Annotated in this window: 14 protein-coding genes; 3 read left to right on the top strand and 11 right to left on the bottom strand. The window is 44.4% G+C overall.

Annotation, left to right across the window (positions count from 1 at the left end):
* Positions 1–100: 100 nt before the first annotated feature.
* On the bottom strand, positions 101–1,783 hold the full coding sequence (locus NC99_RS03340; protein ID WP_053179854.1) for a dipeptidase: 1,683 nt from the start codon (positions 1,781–1,783) through the stop codon (positions 101–103).
* A 325-nt stretch (positions 1,784–2,108) separates the two neighbouring features.
* Here NC99_RS03340 and NC99_RS03335 point away from each other — a divergent pair, with 325 nt between their 5' ends.
* Positions 2,109–2,849 (top strand): flavin reductase, encoded by a 741-nt coding sequence (locus NC99_RS03335; RefSeq protein ID WP_053179852.1) that lies wholly within the window; start codon positions 2,109–2,111, stop codon positions 2,847–2,849.
* A 92-nt stretch (positions 2,850–2,941) separates the two neighbouring features.
* Here NC99_RS03335 and NC99_RS03330 read toward each other — a convergent pair whose 3' ends face one another.
* Entirely contained in the window at positions 2,942–4,438 is a 1,497-nt protein-coding gene (locus NC99_RS03330; RefSeq protein ID WP_053179850.1) for an IMP dehydrogenase, read from the bottom strand.
* A gap of 167 nt (positions 4,439–4,605) precedes the next feature.
* Here NC99_RS03330 and NC99_RS03325 point away from each other — a divergent pair, with 167 nt between their 5' ends.
* Positions 4,606–5,259, top strand: coding sequence for a hypothetical protein (locus tag NC99_RS03325; RefSeq protein ID WP_157624406.1), 654 nt, complete (start codon positions 4,606–4,608; stop codon positions 5,257–5,259).
* A 571-nt stretch (positions 5,260–5,830) separates the two neighbouring features.
* Here NC99_RS03325 and gnd read toward each other — a convergent pair.
* From gnd to NC99_RS03275, 9 genes are all read right to left on the bottom strand, one after another.
* Positions 5,831–7,285, bottom strand: coding sequence for a decarboxylating NADP(+)-dependent phosphogluconate dehydrogenase (gene gnd, locus NC99_RS03315; RefSeq protein WP_053179843.1), 1,455 nt, complete (start codon positions 7,283–7,285; stop codon positions 5,831–5,833).
* 97 nt (positions 7,286–7,382) lie between these two features.
* Positions 7,383–8,534 carry a 4-phosphoerythronate dehydrogenase PdxB gene (gene pdxB / locus NC99_RS03310; RefSeq protein WP_053179841.1) on the bottom strand — a complete coding sequence of 384 codons (1,152 nt, stop codon included), beginning with the start codon at positions 8,532–8,534 and terminating at the stop codon, positions 7,383–7,385.
* Between the two features lie 429 nt (positions 8,535–8,963).
* Positions 8,964–9,407 carry a GxxExxY protein gene (locus NC99_RS03305; protein WP_053179839.1) on the bottom strand — a complete coding sequence of 148 codons (444 nt, stop codon included), beginning with the start codon at positions 9,405–9,407 and terminating at the stop codon, positions 8,964–8,966.
* Between the two features lie 580 nt (positions 9,408–9,987).
* Entirely contained in the window at positions 9,988–11,025 is a 1,038-nt protein-coding gene (locus NC99_RS03300) for a Gfo/Idh/MocA family protein (protein WP_053179837.1), read from the bottom strand.
* 190 nt (positions 11,026–11,215) lie between these two features.
* The gene (locus NC99_RS03295) at positions 11,216–12,505 is read right to left on the bottom strand and encodes a lactate racemase domain-containing protein (RefSeq protein WP_053179835.1); all 1,290 of its coding nucleotides are present in this window, start codon (positions 12,503–12,505) and stop codon (positions 11,216–11,218) included.
* 29 nt (positions 12,506–12,534) lie between these two features.
* Positions 12,535–12,915, bottom strand: a complete 381-nt coding sequence (locus NC99_RS03290) for a four helix bundle protein (RefSeq protein WP_053179833.1) — start codon at positions 12,913–12,915, stop codon at positions 12,535–12,537.
* Between the two features lie 46 nt (positions 12,916–12,961).
* Entirely contained in the window at positions 12,962–14,044 is a 1,083-nt protein-coding gene (locus tag NC99_RS03285; protein ID WP_053179831.1) for a PfkB family carbohydrate kinase, read from the bottom strand.
* A gap of 107 nt (positions 14,045–14,151) precedes the next feature.
* Positions 14,152–15,003 carry an SDR family oxidoreductase gene (locus NC99_RS03280; protein WP_053179829.1) on the bottom strand — a complete coding sequence of 284 codons (852 nt, stop codon included), beginning with the start codon at positions 15,001–15,003 and terminating at the stop codon, positions 14,152–14,154.
* Complete coding sequence (locus tag NC99_RS03275; RefSeq protein WP_262509299.1) at positions 14,990–16,051, bottom strand: LacI family DNA-binding transcriptional regulator; 1,062 nt, start codon at positions 16,049–16,051, stop codon at positions 14,990–14,992. The genes NC99_RS03280 and NC99_RS03275 overlap by 14 nt, the downstream gene beginning before the upstream one ends.
* Before the next feature lie 166 nt (positions 16,052–16,217).
* On the opposite strand from NC99_RS03275, the gene NC99_RS03270 reads away from it, so the two are divergent.
* Positions 16,218–17,051, top strand: a complete 834-nt coding sequence (locus NC99_RS03270; protein ID WP_082326279.1) for a tagaturonate epimerase family protein — start codon at positions 16,218–16,220, stop codon at positions 17,049–17,051.
* The last annotated feature ends 34 nt before the right edge of the window (positions 17,052–17,085 follow it).

Below are 17,085 nucleotides of genomic sequence, written 5' to 3'. Positions count from 1 at the left end.
ATTTTTAGGGCAATGTTACACAGCTTCAGTGTAAGAGATTGCATAATTTGGCGCAAAATTAGCAATATTTGCGGTCTTACAAAACATTTATGTTTTATTTTTAGTGTGTAGCACCTTCAATTACTTTGAAGTGATCGCCGGTGCTTTTGATGATGGCCTCGTACCACCATTCAGGGTAGCCCGGAAAATCCGGTGACGCTGGCAGCCCATATTCGTTTCTCAGAAATTGGCCGTTTTCTTCTTTTTTCACATTGCCGTCCATGTATTTGACAATGAGGTAGTGCGACAATTCTTTCCAGTCATCCGTCATATTATTGGCTTCATTCACGGAGTATTGGGTTAGAAACTCGCGGGCTTTGGCCGGGCCTTGCTTTTCGTGCAGTAGTTTGGCTGCCTGATCAATGGCCGGTGTGAAAGCAATAAACTTGCCTTCAATTTCGGCCTGACGCTCGCGGATGTGTTCAATCATGGCATCGTAACGTAGGTAGGCAAAATTGGTCACGGTATTGAAAATCCAAAAAGCTGAGGTTTCGGAATAATTCAGCAGGTCGCCATTGCCAACGGCAAAGCATTCAGGAATTTCGGTAATCCCGCAATACATGGGTGCATAGCAGGTGCTGTAAGTATCATCAACACCAAACCAAAGAATCCCGCCAATGACATCGGGTAGCCACGAGCGGCTTTGCGAAACGAATGAAAAGCCGGTTTGCTGAGTTGAAATAGCCCGTTCGTTACAGTATTCAACCGAATCAACTTCCCAAGTCAATCCTCTCCAACGGTAAGGCAATCTGTGTGGACCTGCTCCAAGATCTTGGGTCATATCCAGTTCGGTACCTTCAAAGTGGTCGCGCATCATTTCCATCACATCTTTAACCGAAAGCTTTTTGTCGGGCTTAATCCACAGCGGCATACGGTTGGTGGCAAAATTGTTTGTTGTGTCGTATTCAACCAGGCCTTTGGCATAGTTGATATATTGATCCATGCCATCGGCAACTTTGTTAAATCCGGCCCACACGCGCGCTTCGCAAAAACGGGCACCTCCAAAATCAACCGGTGCATAGACATCGGAAAAACTAAAGTCCTTGTTGATTCCTTCATACCAACCTTTTTCGCGGGCAAAAGAAATGACATCTTTCGAGTACATGCAATTTTGTGAGTCGTTGAGTGGGAAGGTGGTAATCCGGGCCTGGTTGGCGTGACCGCTGATGTAACCGTCGGGAACGCGGACAGCAACCCACACCGCGCCTTTCTCTCCTTCGCCTTTGCCAATCATTTCCAGAATCCAAACTTCATTTGGATCTGCAATTGAAAACGATTCGCCAGAGCTGTAGTAGCCGTATTTTTCAACCAGATCGGTCATGACTTCGATGGCTTCGCGGGCCGTTTTTGCACGCTGAAGTGCCACGTACATTAAGCTTCCGTAGTCCATGATGGCACCCGATTGGCTACCAAGTTCCTCGCGTCCGCCAAAGGTTGTTTCGCCTATGGCCAACTGAAATTCATTCATGTTTCCAACAACACTGTAGGTGTGTGCCACTTCGGGGATCACGCCCAGAAACTTACCGGTGTCCCACTCATGAATTTCCCGGGTCGCTCCGTCGGGGTGGTCGGCAGCGGGTTGAAAATACAGTTCGCCGTATAGGTTGTGTGAGTCGGCGGCATAGGTAATCATTGTCGATCCGTCAACTGACGCCCCTTTGGTAACCAGAAAATTGGTACAAGCCCAGCTGTAAACTGAGCCAATTAAAATAAAAAAGGCAATGGCACTTAGTCTTTTTCTCATTATCATGTTGTTTTAAAATTGTCTTTTTGGGATTTAAAATCAAGGCTCCTAAAAAAGCGAAAAAAAGGCTGAATTAAAAATGAACAAACTCAGAAACGAACCGATTTGTGAATTTTTCATGCGCGTTGGAAGACTGCATATTCGAATATCAGCCCGAGTTTCGGTCATTCTCACCTCTTTCTGTTTCATTTAACGGGTTATTTTTTGTGAAAGTCTTTCAAAATTCCCCAAATTTAGACACTCAAAATGAATTAAACAGAAATTGCGCTTTCGATCGCAACGGTTTTTGTTGATAATAAATGTATGAGAATAAAATTTTAGCAGGATGAAGTACAAAGCTTTTCATAAGATGTCATACGGTATGTATCTTGTAGCCACCGAGTTGAATGGGGAAAAATCGGGTTACATTGCCAATACCGCTTTTCAGGTGACCAATTCTCCCGAACAGGTGGCCATTTCGTGCCATAAAGATAACCAGACGACCAATGTGATTCGTGAGGCCGGTGCATTTTCGGTTTCCATTCTGAAGCAGGACTTAGACGTGAAATTGATCGGAAACTTTGGCTTTATGTCGGGCACCGATCTGGATAAGTTTCAGGATGTAAAAACGCAGGCAGCCAAAACCGGCATGCCCATCGTATTGGATGAATGTGTGGCCTGGCTGGATTGCGAAGTTCGTCAAATGGTTGATGTCGGCTCGCATTGGCTGATTATTGGTGAGGTGGTGGACAGCGATGTGGTTTTGGACGAAGAGCCGTTGACTTACAAGGTTTATCGGGAGAAGTATAAAATGTTTTCACCCAAAAATTCGCCAACTTATATTGAACGCGACACTTTAGACAAGGAAGAAGCCGAAATAAAAAAAGCAGAATCAGTGCATACAGCCGAAGCAGAGAGCAAATCCGAGGCTGAACCGCATGTTTGCCTGATTTGTGGCTATACTTATGATCCCGAAGTGGGTGATCCAAGTATGGGGATTCCTCCGGGAACCCCGTTCGAAGATTTGCCTGACGATTATAAATGTCCGATTTGTAACGCGGCAAAAGAATACTTTAAGAAAGTATAACTCAAACTGTTTTCGCGTTTTAGGGTTTCAAAGTACAAAAAAATCCCAGCTCTTCGAGAGCCGGGATTTTTAATGTCGTTTTTTAGTATGACCTACATGTTGGCATCTTTCAAAATCACGTCGTGTGCACCGCCTTCGACAATGCTGGTTGCTGACACCAATGTGATTTTGGCTTCCTCTTTCAATTGCTGAATCGAAGTGGAACCACAACTGCACATGGTCGATTTCATTTTGCCGATGGTAATGTCGAGGTTGTCTTTCAGCTTTCCGGCGTACGGAACATAGCTGTCTACGCCTTCTTCAAACTTCAGCCCGGTGCTTCCGCCCATGTCGTAACGTTGCCAGTTGCGTGCCCGGTTCGACCCTTCGCCCCAGTACTCTTTCACGTAGCGGTTGTTGACCATCAGCTTGCGCGTTGGGCTTTCGTCAAAGCGGGCAAAATAGCGGCCCATCATCAAAAAGTCGGCGCCCATGGCCAGGGCCAGCACCATGTGGTAGTCCTGCACAATGCCACCATCGGAGCAGATTGGGATGTACGTTCCTGTTTTCTCAAAGTACTCGTCGCGTGCTTGGGCCACTTCGATGATGGAGGTAGCCTGTCCGCGGCCAATGCCTTTTTGCTCGCGGGTAATGCAAATCGATCCGCCGCCGATTCCAACTTTAATAAAATCAGCCCCGGCTTCGGCCAGGTATAAAAAGCCGTCTTTGTCAACGACGTTTCCGCCGCCAATTTTTACCTCGCCATTGAATTCCTTTTTGACATACTCAATGGTTTCGCGTTGCCAGGCCGAAAAGCCGTCAGACGAATCTACGCAAAGCACATCGGCGCCAGCGGCCACCAAAGCAGGCACACGTTCTTTATAGTCGCGACTGTTGATTCCGGCGCCAACCATCAGCTTTTTGTTGGCATCCGACAATTCGTTCGGGTATTCTTTGTGGCTTTCGTAGTCTTTTCGAAAAACGAAATATTGCAGGTTTTGATGTTGATCAATGATCGGCAGGCTGTTCAGTTTATGATCCCAAATGACATCGTTGGCCTCGTTGAGTGTCATTCCAAGCTGGCCGGTAATCATCTTATCAAAGGGAGTCATGAAATCTTTCACCTTCTTATCCAATGGATCTCTGCTTACGCGGAAATCGCGTCCGGTAACAATGCCCAATAGTTTTCCGTTGGGCGAGCCATCTTCGGTAACTCCCAAGGTGGAGTGTCCTGTTTTTTCAATCAGTTCAATCACATCGGCCAGCGCATGTTCAGGCGTCAGGTTCGAGTCGCTGACAACAAATCCAGCCTTGAATTTTTTAACTTTCCGAACCATCTCGGCTTGGGTGTCGATCGGTTGCGAACCAAAAATAAAGGAAAGTCCGCCGTTGCGTGCCAGGGCAATAGCCATGCTATCGTCGGATACAGACTGCATGATGGCCGAAACAAACGGAACATTCAGCTCCATACTTGGTTTTTCACCCTTCTTAAAACTTACCAAAGGCGCTCTTAATGAGACGTTGTCAGGTAAACATGTTTTGTCGGTTAGTCCGGGGATCAGCAGATATTCACTAAAGGTTCTGGAAACTTCGTTTGAGTACTTGGCCATAATCTATCAGCTTTTGGATTAAAAAATTGCGCAAAACTACGATATTTTTACAAAGAACCGGAGCTTTTATTTTAAAAACAAAAAGAAAATGACCGATATACAATAAATTCAAAAAAAATATTTTTTACCTTGAACCAAAATTGTTAAACGAAAAAAAAACTAACCTCATGTTTAGATTAACTGATGATGACTCTAATCCAAGAGTAGAGGATGCTGCCGAACGGCACATGCGCCTTTGTGATCAACTCCCCGGAGGCGATAAGTACAAGCAACTCATCCTTCCTTTTTTTGATGAATTTCTGCTTAAAAAGCAGGTGAAGAAAGCGGCCCGGAGCGCGGTAAATACGGCATTGGATGCAACCCGACTGGCTGATCGTTTTCTGGATGATGTGATCCGTAAAGTACACGGGCGGTCGAAAGAATACGACAATGAGCACCTGGGAAGCAACACGCAGGTATTTCTGTTTCCCAACGGAAATATTACATCGCTGGTTGCCGCGCCTATGGCCGAATCGCCCGCTAAAGCACATGAAGTGTCGGTTAAGCTCGTTTCCCTGGGAGCCGAACATACGCTTTATCCGCTGGCAGCCGAAATAGACGCTGCGGTTGACCGGTACAACGAAAAACTGGTCTCACAAGACGAAGCTGCCATTGCCGACGGCAATGCCAAAACGGCCTTGTATATTGCTAAGACAGCTTTGGTGAAGCAGTACAACGATAATTTTCATTTGGCCGCTGTCGATTTCGATAAAGAGTATGCCGAACGCCTGTATCCAAAGCTGTCGGCTTCCAAGCCGCAAGCTGACGAACCAAAACCTTAGCTTGTTCTTTTTGATATCTTAATATCTTAAGAAAAATCCACCTGTTGTGATCCTGAACGGGCAGTTGAAGGACCAGGTGGATTTTTTTTGCCACGAGATACAAACCCCAAATCACTGAATGGAGCGCGGAAGAGAAAGAAAACCGCTGGAAAAGCCCCATGAGCCGTATCAACGCTTAAAATCGTGACCTGGGAATTCCCACCTGCCCAAAAAAACGTTTTTTGCACCAGCCGGGAATTCGCATGAGCCCCCAAGAAGCGTTTTTTGACTAGATTGGAACACTCAGGTACCCAAAAAAAAGTTTTTTCGCCTTCATGGGTTTTCCCAGATACCCAAAAAAATCTTTTTTTGCATGAATGGGAATTCCCATGTACCCAAAAAAACCTTTGTGGGCCTGCATGGGCTTTCGGATGTACCCCAAAAAACCTTTTAAAGGGTTGTCGGGAATTTCCAAGTGAGGATTTTAACGTTTGTATGGGCTCCTGGTGACCGATCAGGTGAAAAGCAAAGAGCCAGCTCCTGGAATGCAGAAGCTGGCTCTTTTTGTTTCTCTTTCGTGATCGAAAGGCTTTTATACTTCGTAAGTTGACGAAGCCGTATCGCCGCCGCGGCCGGTCCAGTTGGTGTGGAAAAACTGGCCGCGTGGTTTGTCAAGGCGTTCGTAAGTGTGTGCTCCGAAATAGTCGCGCTGGGCCTGCAACAAGTTGGCTGGCAAACGTTCGCTGCGGAACCCATCGAAATAGCAAAGGGCTGATGTGAGTGCGGGCACCGGAATTCCATTGGAAAGGGCTGTAGCACAAACACGTCGCCAGCCTACTTGAGCTGCCTCTACTTTTTCCTTAAAATAAGGATCAAGCAGTAAGTTTGCCAAGTCTGGATTCTTGTCGAATGCGGTTTTGATATCGGCTAAGAAAACGGAACGGATAATACAACCGCCGCGCCACATCAGGGCAATACCGCCATAATTCAGGTTCCATCCATATTCTTTAGCGGCTTCCATCATCAGGTTATAACCTTGGGCATAGGAAATGATTTTTGCTCCGAATAAAGCGTTTTTCAAGTCGTCAATCATTTGAGCCTTGTCGCCTTCAAATTGGGCAGCCGGCCCGTTGATTACTTTTGATGCTTCCACGCGCAGGTCTTTTTGTGCCGAAAGGCAACGGGCAAAAACAGATTCGCCAATCAGGGTCAATGGAATTCCAAGGTCGAGGGCTGAAACACCCGTCCATTTTCCGGTGCCTTTTTGTCCGGCAGTGTCCAGAATTTTTTCAACCAGCGGTTCGCCATCTTCGTCCTTAAATCCAAGAATATCGCGGGTAATCTCAATCAGGTAGGAGTCCAGTACATCGTTGTTCCATGCTTTGAAAACTTCGTGCATCTCGTCTGCACTCATGCCCAGCATTTCTTTCATCAGTTGGTAGGCTTCGCAAATAATTTGCATGTCGCCGTACTCAATTCCATTGTGAACCATTTTTACAAAATGCCCGGCGCCATCTTCGCCAACCCAGTCGCAACAAGGTTCGCCGTCTTCCACCTTGGCTGCAACGGCTTGGAAAATCTCTTTCACGGCCGGCCATGCAGCAGGCGATCCACCTGGCATCATCGAAGGGCCTTTCAGCGCACCTTCTTCACCACCCGAAACACCGGTTCCAATGTAAAGCAGGCCTTTGCTTTCCACGTATTTCGTACGGCGAATGGTGTCAGGAAAATGTGAGTTTCCGCCATCAATAATGATATCGCCTTTTTCCAAATGAGGAATAATTAATTCGATAAAATCATCGACCGGTTTACCGGCTTTAACGAGCATCATGACTTTGCGTGGCTTCTCAAGCGAGGCGCAAAGTTCTTCGATTGAATGTGCGCCGATGAAATTTTTACCAGCTCCACGTCCGTTTACAAACTTGTCGACTTTATCAACGGTACGGTTGAATACGGCTACTGTGTAGCCTTTGCTCTCCATGTTTAAAACCAGGTTTTCGCCCATCACGGCCAACCCAATTAAACCAATGTCTGCTAATTTTTTCATTTTTTTTATTCTTTTAAATAGTTGTTATTTGTTGTTGCTTATTTTGTTTTTATTCAATAGTCATTTAGTCCTAGGGGTCACTAACAATGAATGGCCATCAATGACTATCAATGACCATGATTGACTGTTTTATTCTAAATCCTAACTTCTTTAATTTCTCCAATGTTTCTTTTGCAATATTTTCATATTGAATCGTGAAAACCGGAAACTCTCTTCTTACCGGATAATCACCCCTCAATTTTTCGAATTGATCCGGACTTTGCCGCAATCGTTTATCATCTTGGCGAATGTCGTAAGTGAACAAAATGGCTTCACGGATGATCTCTTCTTCTGTGCGGTTTAAACCGTTTAAATGCAGAATAGTTTGCTTCGGCAGGTCAATTCCTTGCGGTTGCCAATCATCAATGCCCAGTTTGAAAAACCGGCTGATGGCCTGCACGCTCATCGTGGTTCCGTTGGCTTTACCATCTTTCGAATAGCCTGCAATGTGTGGTGTCGCTAGATCAACCAGCTGAAGCAGGTTACGGTCAATATTCGGTTCGCGTTCCCAGCAATCCAGCACCAAGCCCGAGATTTGTCCTCGCTGAATCGCGGTTTCTGCGGCAAAGGTGTCGACGACTTCGCCACGGCAGCTGTTGAGAACGATTGGTTGCCGCTCGAGCGCATTGAAAAACAGGGTGTCGGCCATGTGGAAGGTTGCATCTTCGCCATGCATGGTTAGTGGTACATGAAAGGTGATGATATCGGACTTGGAAATAATTTGCTGAAAACTGACAAACTGTTCCGGTCCTTCCGCCCGTTCTCGTGGCGGGTCATTTAGCAAGACATTCATGCCCAGCAATTCACAAACCTTGGCCACTTTTGAACCCACCTGTCCGACGCCAACAATGCCGATCGTTTTTCCTTTTAATCCAAATCCTTTTTTTTCAGCCAGAACAAACAGCGCTGAAAGCACATATTGCTCTACCGACTTGCTGTTGCAGCCGGGGGCGTTGGTCCATTCAATTCCGGCTTGTTTGCAGTAGTCGGTGTCGATGTGGTCGTAGCCAATGGTGGCTGTAGCAATAAACTTCACAGAAGAATCTTTCAGCAGGTCTTCGTTGCAAATGGTTCGGGTGCGGGTTACAATGGCATCAGCGTCTTTCACCACTTCCGGGGTGGTTTTCGATCCCGGCAAATAGACTACTTCACCAAAAGGTTCGAGCGCTCCCTTGATGTATGGTATTTTATCGTCAATTATAAACTTCATTGTTTTTGTTTTGTCATAATTTTAACTCGTTAAAAGAGTTTGTTTCACAAATCTTTTTTTGAAACCACATAGTCACATAGTACACATAGATTTTTGTGTCGTGTCAGTTCTACTTTTCTACCGTGTTTTTCCATCCATTTCTACTTATTAAAGGAACTTATTCCTCATTCATCTTTTTCCTCTGTGTTCTATGTGCCTACTGTGGTTTTCATTGAATTTTAACTTGTTAAAAGAGTTTGTTTCACAAATCTTTTTAGCAACCACATAGGTCTCATAGGTTTTTGTTTTTCTGTCACTTCTATTTTCTTTTTACTGGTTTCATTTCCTTAAAGGGCTCATTTTCTATTTTGAATTGGCATCGTTTTATTTTTTTATGTGTTCTATGTGCCTATTGTGGTTTTTCATTGAATTTTAACTTGTTAAACGAATCTATTCCTTCGGTAACTTCCTGTAATATTCAGTCACAAACGTCCGCTGTCCTTCCTGAAAAATATTCGTGCAATTGAAATTAATCAAAAGTCCTTTTGGTTTTTTTAACAGTTTCAAGTAGGTCAATAATTGAGCTTCATGGATAGCAGAAAAGAACTCGACGGTTTTCAATTCGACGATAATCAAATCATTTACCAGCAAATCGAAACGCAATTCACAATCAAGATGAAGTCCCCGAAAATTAAGAGGAATCGTTTTTTGTCTTTCTACTCTAAAACCATTTTCAATAAGCAAATGAGTAAGACATTTTTCATAGATACTTTCCAGTAATCCCGGGCCGAGCTCCTTATGAACCTCGATGGCACATCCCAATATTTGATAAGTCAGATCATTGATATAATTTTGACTATCTCTGTGTTCTATGTGTCTACCTTGGCTCCTCATTGAATTTTAATTTAAAAATGAACTTATTTCATAACTTTTTTCAAACTACAACGCTCCAGCTTTTATGTGTCCTATGTGTCTACTGTGGTTTTCTTGAATTTTAACTTGTTAAAAGAATTTGTTTCACAAATCTTTTTTTTTAACCACATAGTCACATAGTACACATAGATTTTTGTGTCGTGTCAGTTCTACTTTTCTACCGTGTTTTTCCATCCATTTCTACTTATTAAAGAAACTTATTTCTCATTCTTCTTTTTCCTATGTGTTCTATGTGCCTACTGTGGTTTTCATTGAATTTTAACTTGTTAAAAGAGTTTGTTTCACAAATCTTTTTAGCAACCACATAGTCACATAGGTCACATAGATGATTGTTTCAGTTCTGAGTATTTTCCTTTGGTATTCATCAATTTTCAACTTTCTAAAGAACTTATTTATTCATTTTTTTTAAAACTCCACGTAGCCCCGCAATGATAGATTTTTCATTTTTTCTCTGTGTTCTATGTGCCTATTGTGGTTTTTTATTGAATTTTAACTTGTTAAAACAAAATAGTCTTTGCTGGACTTGTGAATACAAAATTTATTAGAATCGACAGCTGCCTTTTTCCCTTTTGTTTTCAGAACTTCTGCCTTTGTAATAGTTCTTTACCATTTCATCGAGTACTGCATTTGTTCGTGCGGCTGATTCGCCGGTGCTAACACATTCTCCTTCTCCGCGTAAGGTTTGAACAACCTGTTCGACAAGGTTATGCGAAATGTTTTCAGGATTCTGAAAGCTAAAACTGATGGTTCCTTTATCGGTCGTTAAAAGCAAGTCTTCATGTCTAAAACTCGGAAGATTCAGTTTTCCCTTAGTCCCAATGATTTCCAGATCGTCTTTGGTCGCCGATTCGTCGGCAACAAAACACCAATGGCCTGTTCCAGTCACTCCGTTTTCGAATGCGAAGGTCCCGGTTACAGTATCTTCAGCTTCGTACAAACCAGCTTGGTTGACCGCAATGCCGTGAACTTCGGTAACCGGGCCAAAAAGGAAGTCGAGGAAATCAAACTGGTGGGAGGCCAGATCGAAAAAGTGACCACCTCCGGCAACTTTCGGATCAACCCGCCAGTTATTTGTTTCCGGATCTTGCTTTTGCTCAGTGGCGTTTTTGATGAGCGTAACTGCCACACTTAGCGGCTGTCCAATAATGCCCGAGTCAATAAGTTCCTTCATTTTTAAGAAGGCTGGCAATGTACGCCGGTAGTAGGCTACAAAAAGCGGCATCCCGGTTTCTTTCGACACTTTAATCATTTCGCGGCATTCCGCATAGTTCAGCGCCATGGGTTTTTCCACATAGGCTGGCTTTCCGGCCCGCATAGCCTGAATAGCGTATTTGGCATGCGTGTCGGGTGGCGTGGCAATGTAAATGGCGTTGATTTCCGGATCGTTGATCAGGTCGTCTGCCACGTGATAACACCTTGGCACGCCGTGCCGTCTGGCATAGTCGGCCGCTTTTTCTTTGTTGCGACGCATAACCGCCACCAGCCTGGAGTGTTCCGTTTTTTGAAAAGCTGGTCCGCTTTTCACTTCGGTTACATCTCCACAACCAATGATGCCCCAATTAACTTCTGTAAGTTTCATTGAAAATTCCAAGTTTCAAGTTCAAAATTCCAAACGTTCTCACCACCGGCCTCCCGATAAACCGGGACAGGTTCTCAAAAGGGAGGGGGCAGGATCGTGCAGTTTCATCTTGTTTTTTTATATCAGACACATGGCTTGCAGCCCTCTTTCTTCCCTCCTTCAGAGGGATTGGGGCGCTTTTTGAAGGGCGTCAATACTTAAACCGTTCTTTAAAAGCCCACAAGCCAATCGCCGGGTTCGAGATGTAGAAAATTTCTTCACCATTAGGCAGCGTGTTGTAGCCATCTTTTAGTTTTTTCGGATTGTATCGTGCTGTGATTTCATCGATATCGGCATAGTGAAAACCAACGCTTTCGATTTCTTCTTTAGTCAGATTACCAGGTTTTTTCCCGGGACAGTAGGTAATACTGAACCGGCCTTCGGAAGAACCATGAATCAGGTGAGCTGCAGCACTTAAATTATGCCTCAGTTCCTCGTTTTCATCGCAGGCTTTCAGCGTGGCTGGCGTCCCAAAGTAGCCGTATTTCCGAATGAGTCGGTCAATCTCTTTGTCCTCGCCAAATTCTTTTAGCGCTGGTGCCAAGACAATGAGTTCACCACCGTCGTCAATAGCCATTCGGGTGCGGTAAACCGATTTATTTCCCAGCCAGGTTGACTTAAATTCCGTTGGGTCGAGCCAAACCACAACCTTCTTCAGCGGTTTGTCCAACATTTCAAAATTAACTTGGAGCGAAAGTCTAGCGGCTTTGTCAAAGACTTCATAATCATCGCCGATAAATAGTCCGCGGGCTTTTACTTTGCCATCGGTTTTGTCGAGCCCAACGACGGTTTGCACATATAGAATAGGCATGTGATTGGTGAAATTATCCGATGCGTAATTGAAAATCTTACGAACCGGGGTGTCGGCATGACCCATCATTCGCTCCATGCCATAAGCTGCTCCAATAAAATGACTTTTATTGATTCCTTCCACGCCACCTGTTCCCACAAACACGTTTTTGTTATAATTGGCCATACCCACCACTTCGTGTGGAACGACCTGCCCAATGGATAAAATCAGGTCGAAATTGCCCGACAGCAACAGCTTGTTGACTTGCGCCGGCCAGGGAAATTCTACAGCACCTTCAGATACTTCCTTAACAAACTCGGCCGGGACTTCGCCTACGTTGACCACATCGTTCCGCCAGTCGTGCTCGCGGATCAGTGATTTGGGCAAAGTCCCAAACATGTGGGCAATTTGCTCTTCGGTCATGGGCGTGTGTGTGCCCAAGGCGGGCAGCACATCCGTCAGCTTGTCGCCATAGTACTGCCAGGTGAATTCGGTCAACTCACCCGAACGGCTGGGTAGTCGTGTATAATCCGGCGGAATGGCCAGCACCTTGTTGATACCTTTCAGCTGATCAAAAGCAGCATATAAGCCTTTTTTGAGGTCTTCAGCTGTTAATTCCATATCTGGTGATCCTATTTCGTAATATAACATAGATTTACAATTTTAAAATTGACCATTTACTATTTAGTGGAATTATTCTTATTCGAAGCGAGTTTCTTTTTCATCGTATTAATTGAACTCACAATGATTTTAAATAACTCCTGGTTTTCAGTCATCAAATCATTTAATAATTCTGCTTTAACCAAACCTGATTCAACAATAAGTTCCAGCCAGTAAAGCGTTTCATCGAGTTCTTCTTCAACCATTTTTAGTTTGTTCAGGAAATCTTTGTCTGACTTACCTAAGCAGGCGGCCCGATAGTTTGCGCCCGGAGACGTGCCTGAACGGATAATTTGATTGGCAAGGGTTTTACCTGTCAAGCCGTTTGGCAAGCTCTCGGCCAGCTTAATGATTCGCAAGGCAAAAACCTTCAAACGTTTTTTTAGATCATCAGCGTTCATAACTGGAACAAATTGTAAATGGTAAATAGAAAAATGGTCAATGAATTTATCGTTTTACCCTCGCATTTCCTTCCCAGATGCTCCAAACCATGTCTTCATCGGCTGGTTGGGCATAGTCAGTCAGGAAAGTTGTTGCCATAGCGCCGGTTGCCCAGCCAAATTTTGGCCATTTTTCAGGCGGCCAGCCTATCAATATTCCATATAATAATCCGCCAACAAAACCATCACCGCCACCGATGCGGTCGAGAACATTAATGGTTCGTGGTTCAATGACCTGCCAGTTATTTTCGCCTTCAAGCATGATGGCGCCCCACAGGTGCTCATTCACGCTGACAACCTCACGCAAGGTGGTGGCAAACACAGAGGCGTTGGGGAAGGTTTCCTTCACACGGCCAATCATACCTTTAAAGCCATCAATCTCGGCTTCAATGCCTTTGCCTCCGGCTTCGGGCCCTTTAATTCCCAGACAAAGTTGGAAATCTTCTTCGTTACCAATCAATATATCTGATACGGACGCAATCTCGGTAAAGTTGTCACGCAGCTCCTGCTCCCGGCCTTTCCAGAAGGAAGCCCGGTAATTTAAATCGAAGGAAATCCGTGTGCCGTGCTTTTTCGCTGCCCGGGCAATTTCGAGACAGAAGGTACTGGTTTCGGGCGAAAGAGCCGCAATCAGTCCTGAGAGGTGCACGATCTGTACGCCTTCTTCTCCGAAAATACGCTCCAGATCAAAATCCTTGACATTCAAGGTGCGGCCCACTTCGCCAGCCCGGTCGTTTTGTACCCGGGGACCACGCGATCCGTAGCCACTGTCGGCAATGTTAAACTGGTGGCGGTATCCCCACGGATCGCCTTGAGCCACTTCAGGACCTTCGTAATCCATGTGGCGGCTTTTCAGGTTGCTTTTTATGAATTGTGCAATGGGGCTTCCTTTAACAAAAGTGGTCAGCACTTTTACGGGAAGGCCAAGGTACGACGAAATACTGGCTACATTGGTTTCTGCACTGGTTGCCTGCATTTTAAATGTGTCGCTGCTGTGTACTGGTTGTCCGTTAATTGGGGTAATACGTACCCCCATGCTTGTTGGTACCAACAAGGAATACTTGCAATTTTTCTTTAATTCGAAGCTCATATTTTTGATAATTAGATTACTAGATGTTAGATGATTAGTCATTAGATGATTGGTCATTGGAAGATTAGAGCCGACAAATAACCAATGACTAGTGACCAATTACTAAATTACACCCCTCCAAATGCGCTGTATCCTCCATCAACAGGAAGTACGATTCCCGTGATGAAACTGGAGATGTCAGAGATCAGGAACAAGGTTGCTCCTTGCAAGTCTTCGGGTTCACCAAATTTTCCCATGGGTGTGTTATCCACAATTTTTTGCCCGCGAGGGGAGAAGTTTCCCGTTTTTTCGTCGGTTACCAAAAAGCGGTTTTGGTTGGTAATGAAAAAGCCCGGAGCAATGGCGTTAACACGAATTCCGGTTTTTGCAAGATGCACCGAAAGCCACTCAGTAAAATTATTAACCGATGCTTTGGCAGCCGAATAGGCCGGAATCTTGGTGAGGGGCTTGTACGAATTCATGGACGAAATATTCAAGACCACGCCTTTTTTTGCTTTCAACATGTCTTTGGTGAACACCATTGATGGAAGTAGGGTTCCGGTGAAATTCAAGGCGAAAACTTTGTCGAATCCGTCCATTTCAAGTCCATAGAAGGTATCTTCCAAATTGTCGAGATTTTCTTCCAGTATTTGTTCTACTTTGGTTGTAGCAGATGGATGGTTGCCTCCGGCTCCATTGATTAGGATTTCAACGGGACCAAGTTTTTCCTTAATTTCTTCATTGGCTTTTTCCAGCGATTCCCGGTCCAGAACATTCCCTTCAACCCCGATCACCTGTGCGTTAAACTCGGCTGCGATTTCGGCTGCAACTTGTTCTGCCCGATCTTTCTGAATATCGGCAATCGCAATTTTAACCCCGACTGATGCCATGGCTTTCACCATTTCCAGCCCGATAACACCGGCACCGCCTGTAATGACACAAACTTTACCGCTTAAATCTTTAAAACTAATTGGTTCCATAATTATTCGTATTAAATTCCTGGTAGAAATCCAGGTTTTCTTTGGTTACAATATCAATTGATGTGTAGTTTTCTAAAGCTACTGTTTTCTTCAGAATGAGATGTTGAAACAGGGTAATAATGGACTGGTGCCCTTGTTCTTCGGGACGCTGACAAATCAGAAAGTCAACAATATCTTTACGTAGATAATTCCGGTTGGTTGGAATCAGGTCGTGCCCAATGAGCCGAATGTTTTGAATATTATGCTTTTCCAGATATTCGGCCACTTTGTAGACTTGCGAATTGGTTACAAAAATTCCTTTGACATTTCCGGCTTTCTTGATCCCGGCTTCAATCGGAGCAAAGTAATCATCGCTGGTGGGGTCATTGATTTCGATGGTCGTAATGTTTCTTTTTGAAGGGTTTGCCTTTTGTTTAAAATAATCGTAAAAGCCCATCTCACGCTGCACCAAGTGGTTCTGGTTGTCCATCTCCTTGGCAAAATGAATGACCAAAACGGAAGCATCAGCGGGCACCGAAAAGTCAAGCAGCTTGGCAGCCAGCCTGCCGCTCTGAAATGAGTTCTGACCAATGTAGCTGATTTTGCTGCTGCAATCATTGATGTTCGAATCAATGAACACAAACGGAATTTCGCGCTCTTCCAGTTTCTTGATAAAGGCTTTGGATTCGCGTGAAAAGAAGGGTGCTAATACAACACCATCGTGCTGTTGGTCTAACAGTTCCGTGGCTTTATCTTTGAAAAAAGAAGCATCCGTTTGTTTGAATTGGTAGATTGTTATTTCTACGCCATATTGCTGAATCTCATCAAATGCCTGTCTGATTCCGATCAAGGGTTTGCTCCAGTAGGCTTCTTCCGATTGAGGCTCGGGAATCAGTACGCCTAGCGAGTAAACTTTTTTTGAAGCCAAGGTGCTGGCCAGAATATTGGGCTGATAATCGAGCTCCTCGATGATTTGCATGATCTTGTCACGCGTGGCAGGCGAAACCTCACCACGTTTATGAATCACCCGGTCAACGGTGCCGATTGAGACATTTGCTTTCTCAGCAATGTCCTTAATTCGTATTCTTCTTATGGGTTTGATAGCTTCTTAATTTTAGTTCAACAAATCTCAGGTCAACAAAGCTATGGAATTTTTTTTAGACTCGTGTGCGAACACGGAAAAAACTATTCTATAACATTTTTCGATCGAAATTTGATTTTTTCTATGGATTTGAATGAGAAATGTTCTACTTTCGTGTGCGAACACGGAAACAGCCGTGTCCAAACTTAATTTGAAATGTATTCATAAAATTAAAAAAATATCTATCATGGAATTAAGCAAATATAGTTTTGGAGTAGGCGACCGTTTCTCCCATCAGGGGGAGGCCCAGTTGCGTGCAATTATTAAAGCGAACAAAGCAGGAGTCGATGTCAGCCCAGTCTGGAATAAGTCGAATCGGGAACATGGGATCGTGAAAACAAAGCCGGAGCATGTCCGGACCGAAGCCGATGCAGCAGTAAAAGCATTGGGTTGGGACAAACTGTATTTTGTTGATGCCGATCATATTAATCTGACCACGGTAGCACCTTTTGTGGAGTCTTCTGATTTTTTCACTTTGGATGTTGCAGCGTTCATCGGAGACGAGAGCTCCAAAGAAGCCATCGAAAGCTTTTTGGCATCGTGCGAAAAATACAAAGGCGCCCTTCAGATTCCAGGAATTGCGGAGCCAATCCCGGTCGATGACAAATTACTGATTGAGATTGCCGTTAAGTTTTTAGCAGCAACCGAGCAAGCAGCCAACATCTATCAATACCTGGTTGAGAAAAAAGGGAAAGGTAATTTTATTACCGAAGTATCGATGGATGAAGTGGAAAGCCCGCAAACACCGGTTGACCTGTTTTTTATTCTGAAAATGTTGGCCGACAAAGGCGTGCCTGCACAAACCATTGCCCCAAAATTTACCGGACGCTTTAATAAAGGAGTGGACTACGTTGGTGATTTGAAACAATTTGCCAAAGAGTTTGAAGAAGATGTGCTGGTGATTGATAATTTATCGTTTCCTGAGTGAACACTCAATTTCAAATCAGCGGGCAAGCCAAATT

Source organism: Sunxiuqinia dokdonensis, assembly GCF_001270965.1.
GTDB lineage: Bacteria > Bacteroidota > Bacteroidia > Bacteroidales > Prolixibacteraceae > Sunxiuqinia > Sunxiuqinia dokdonensis.
Note: the sequence above shows the minus strand (reverse complement) of the source record. Positions and strands in the feature narration are given on the sequence as shown.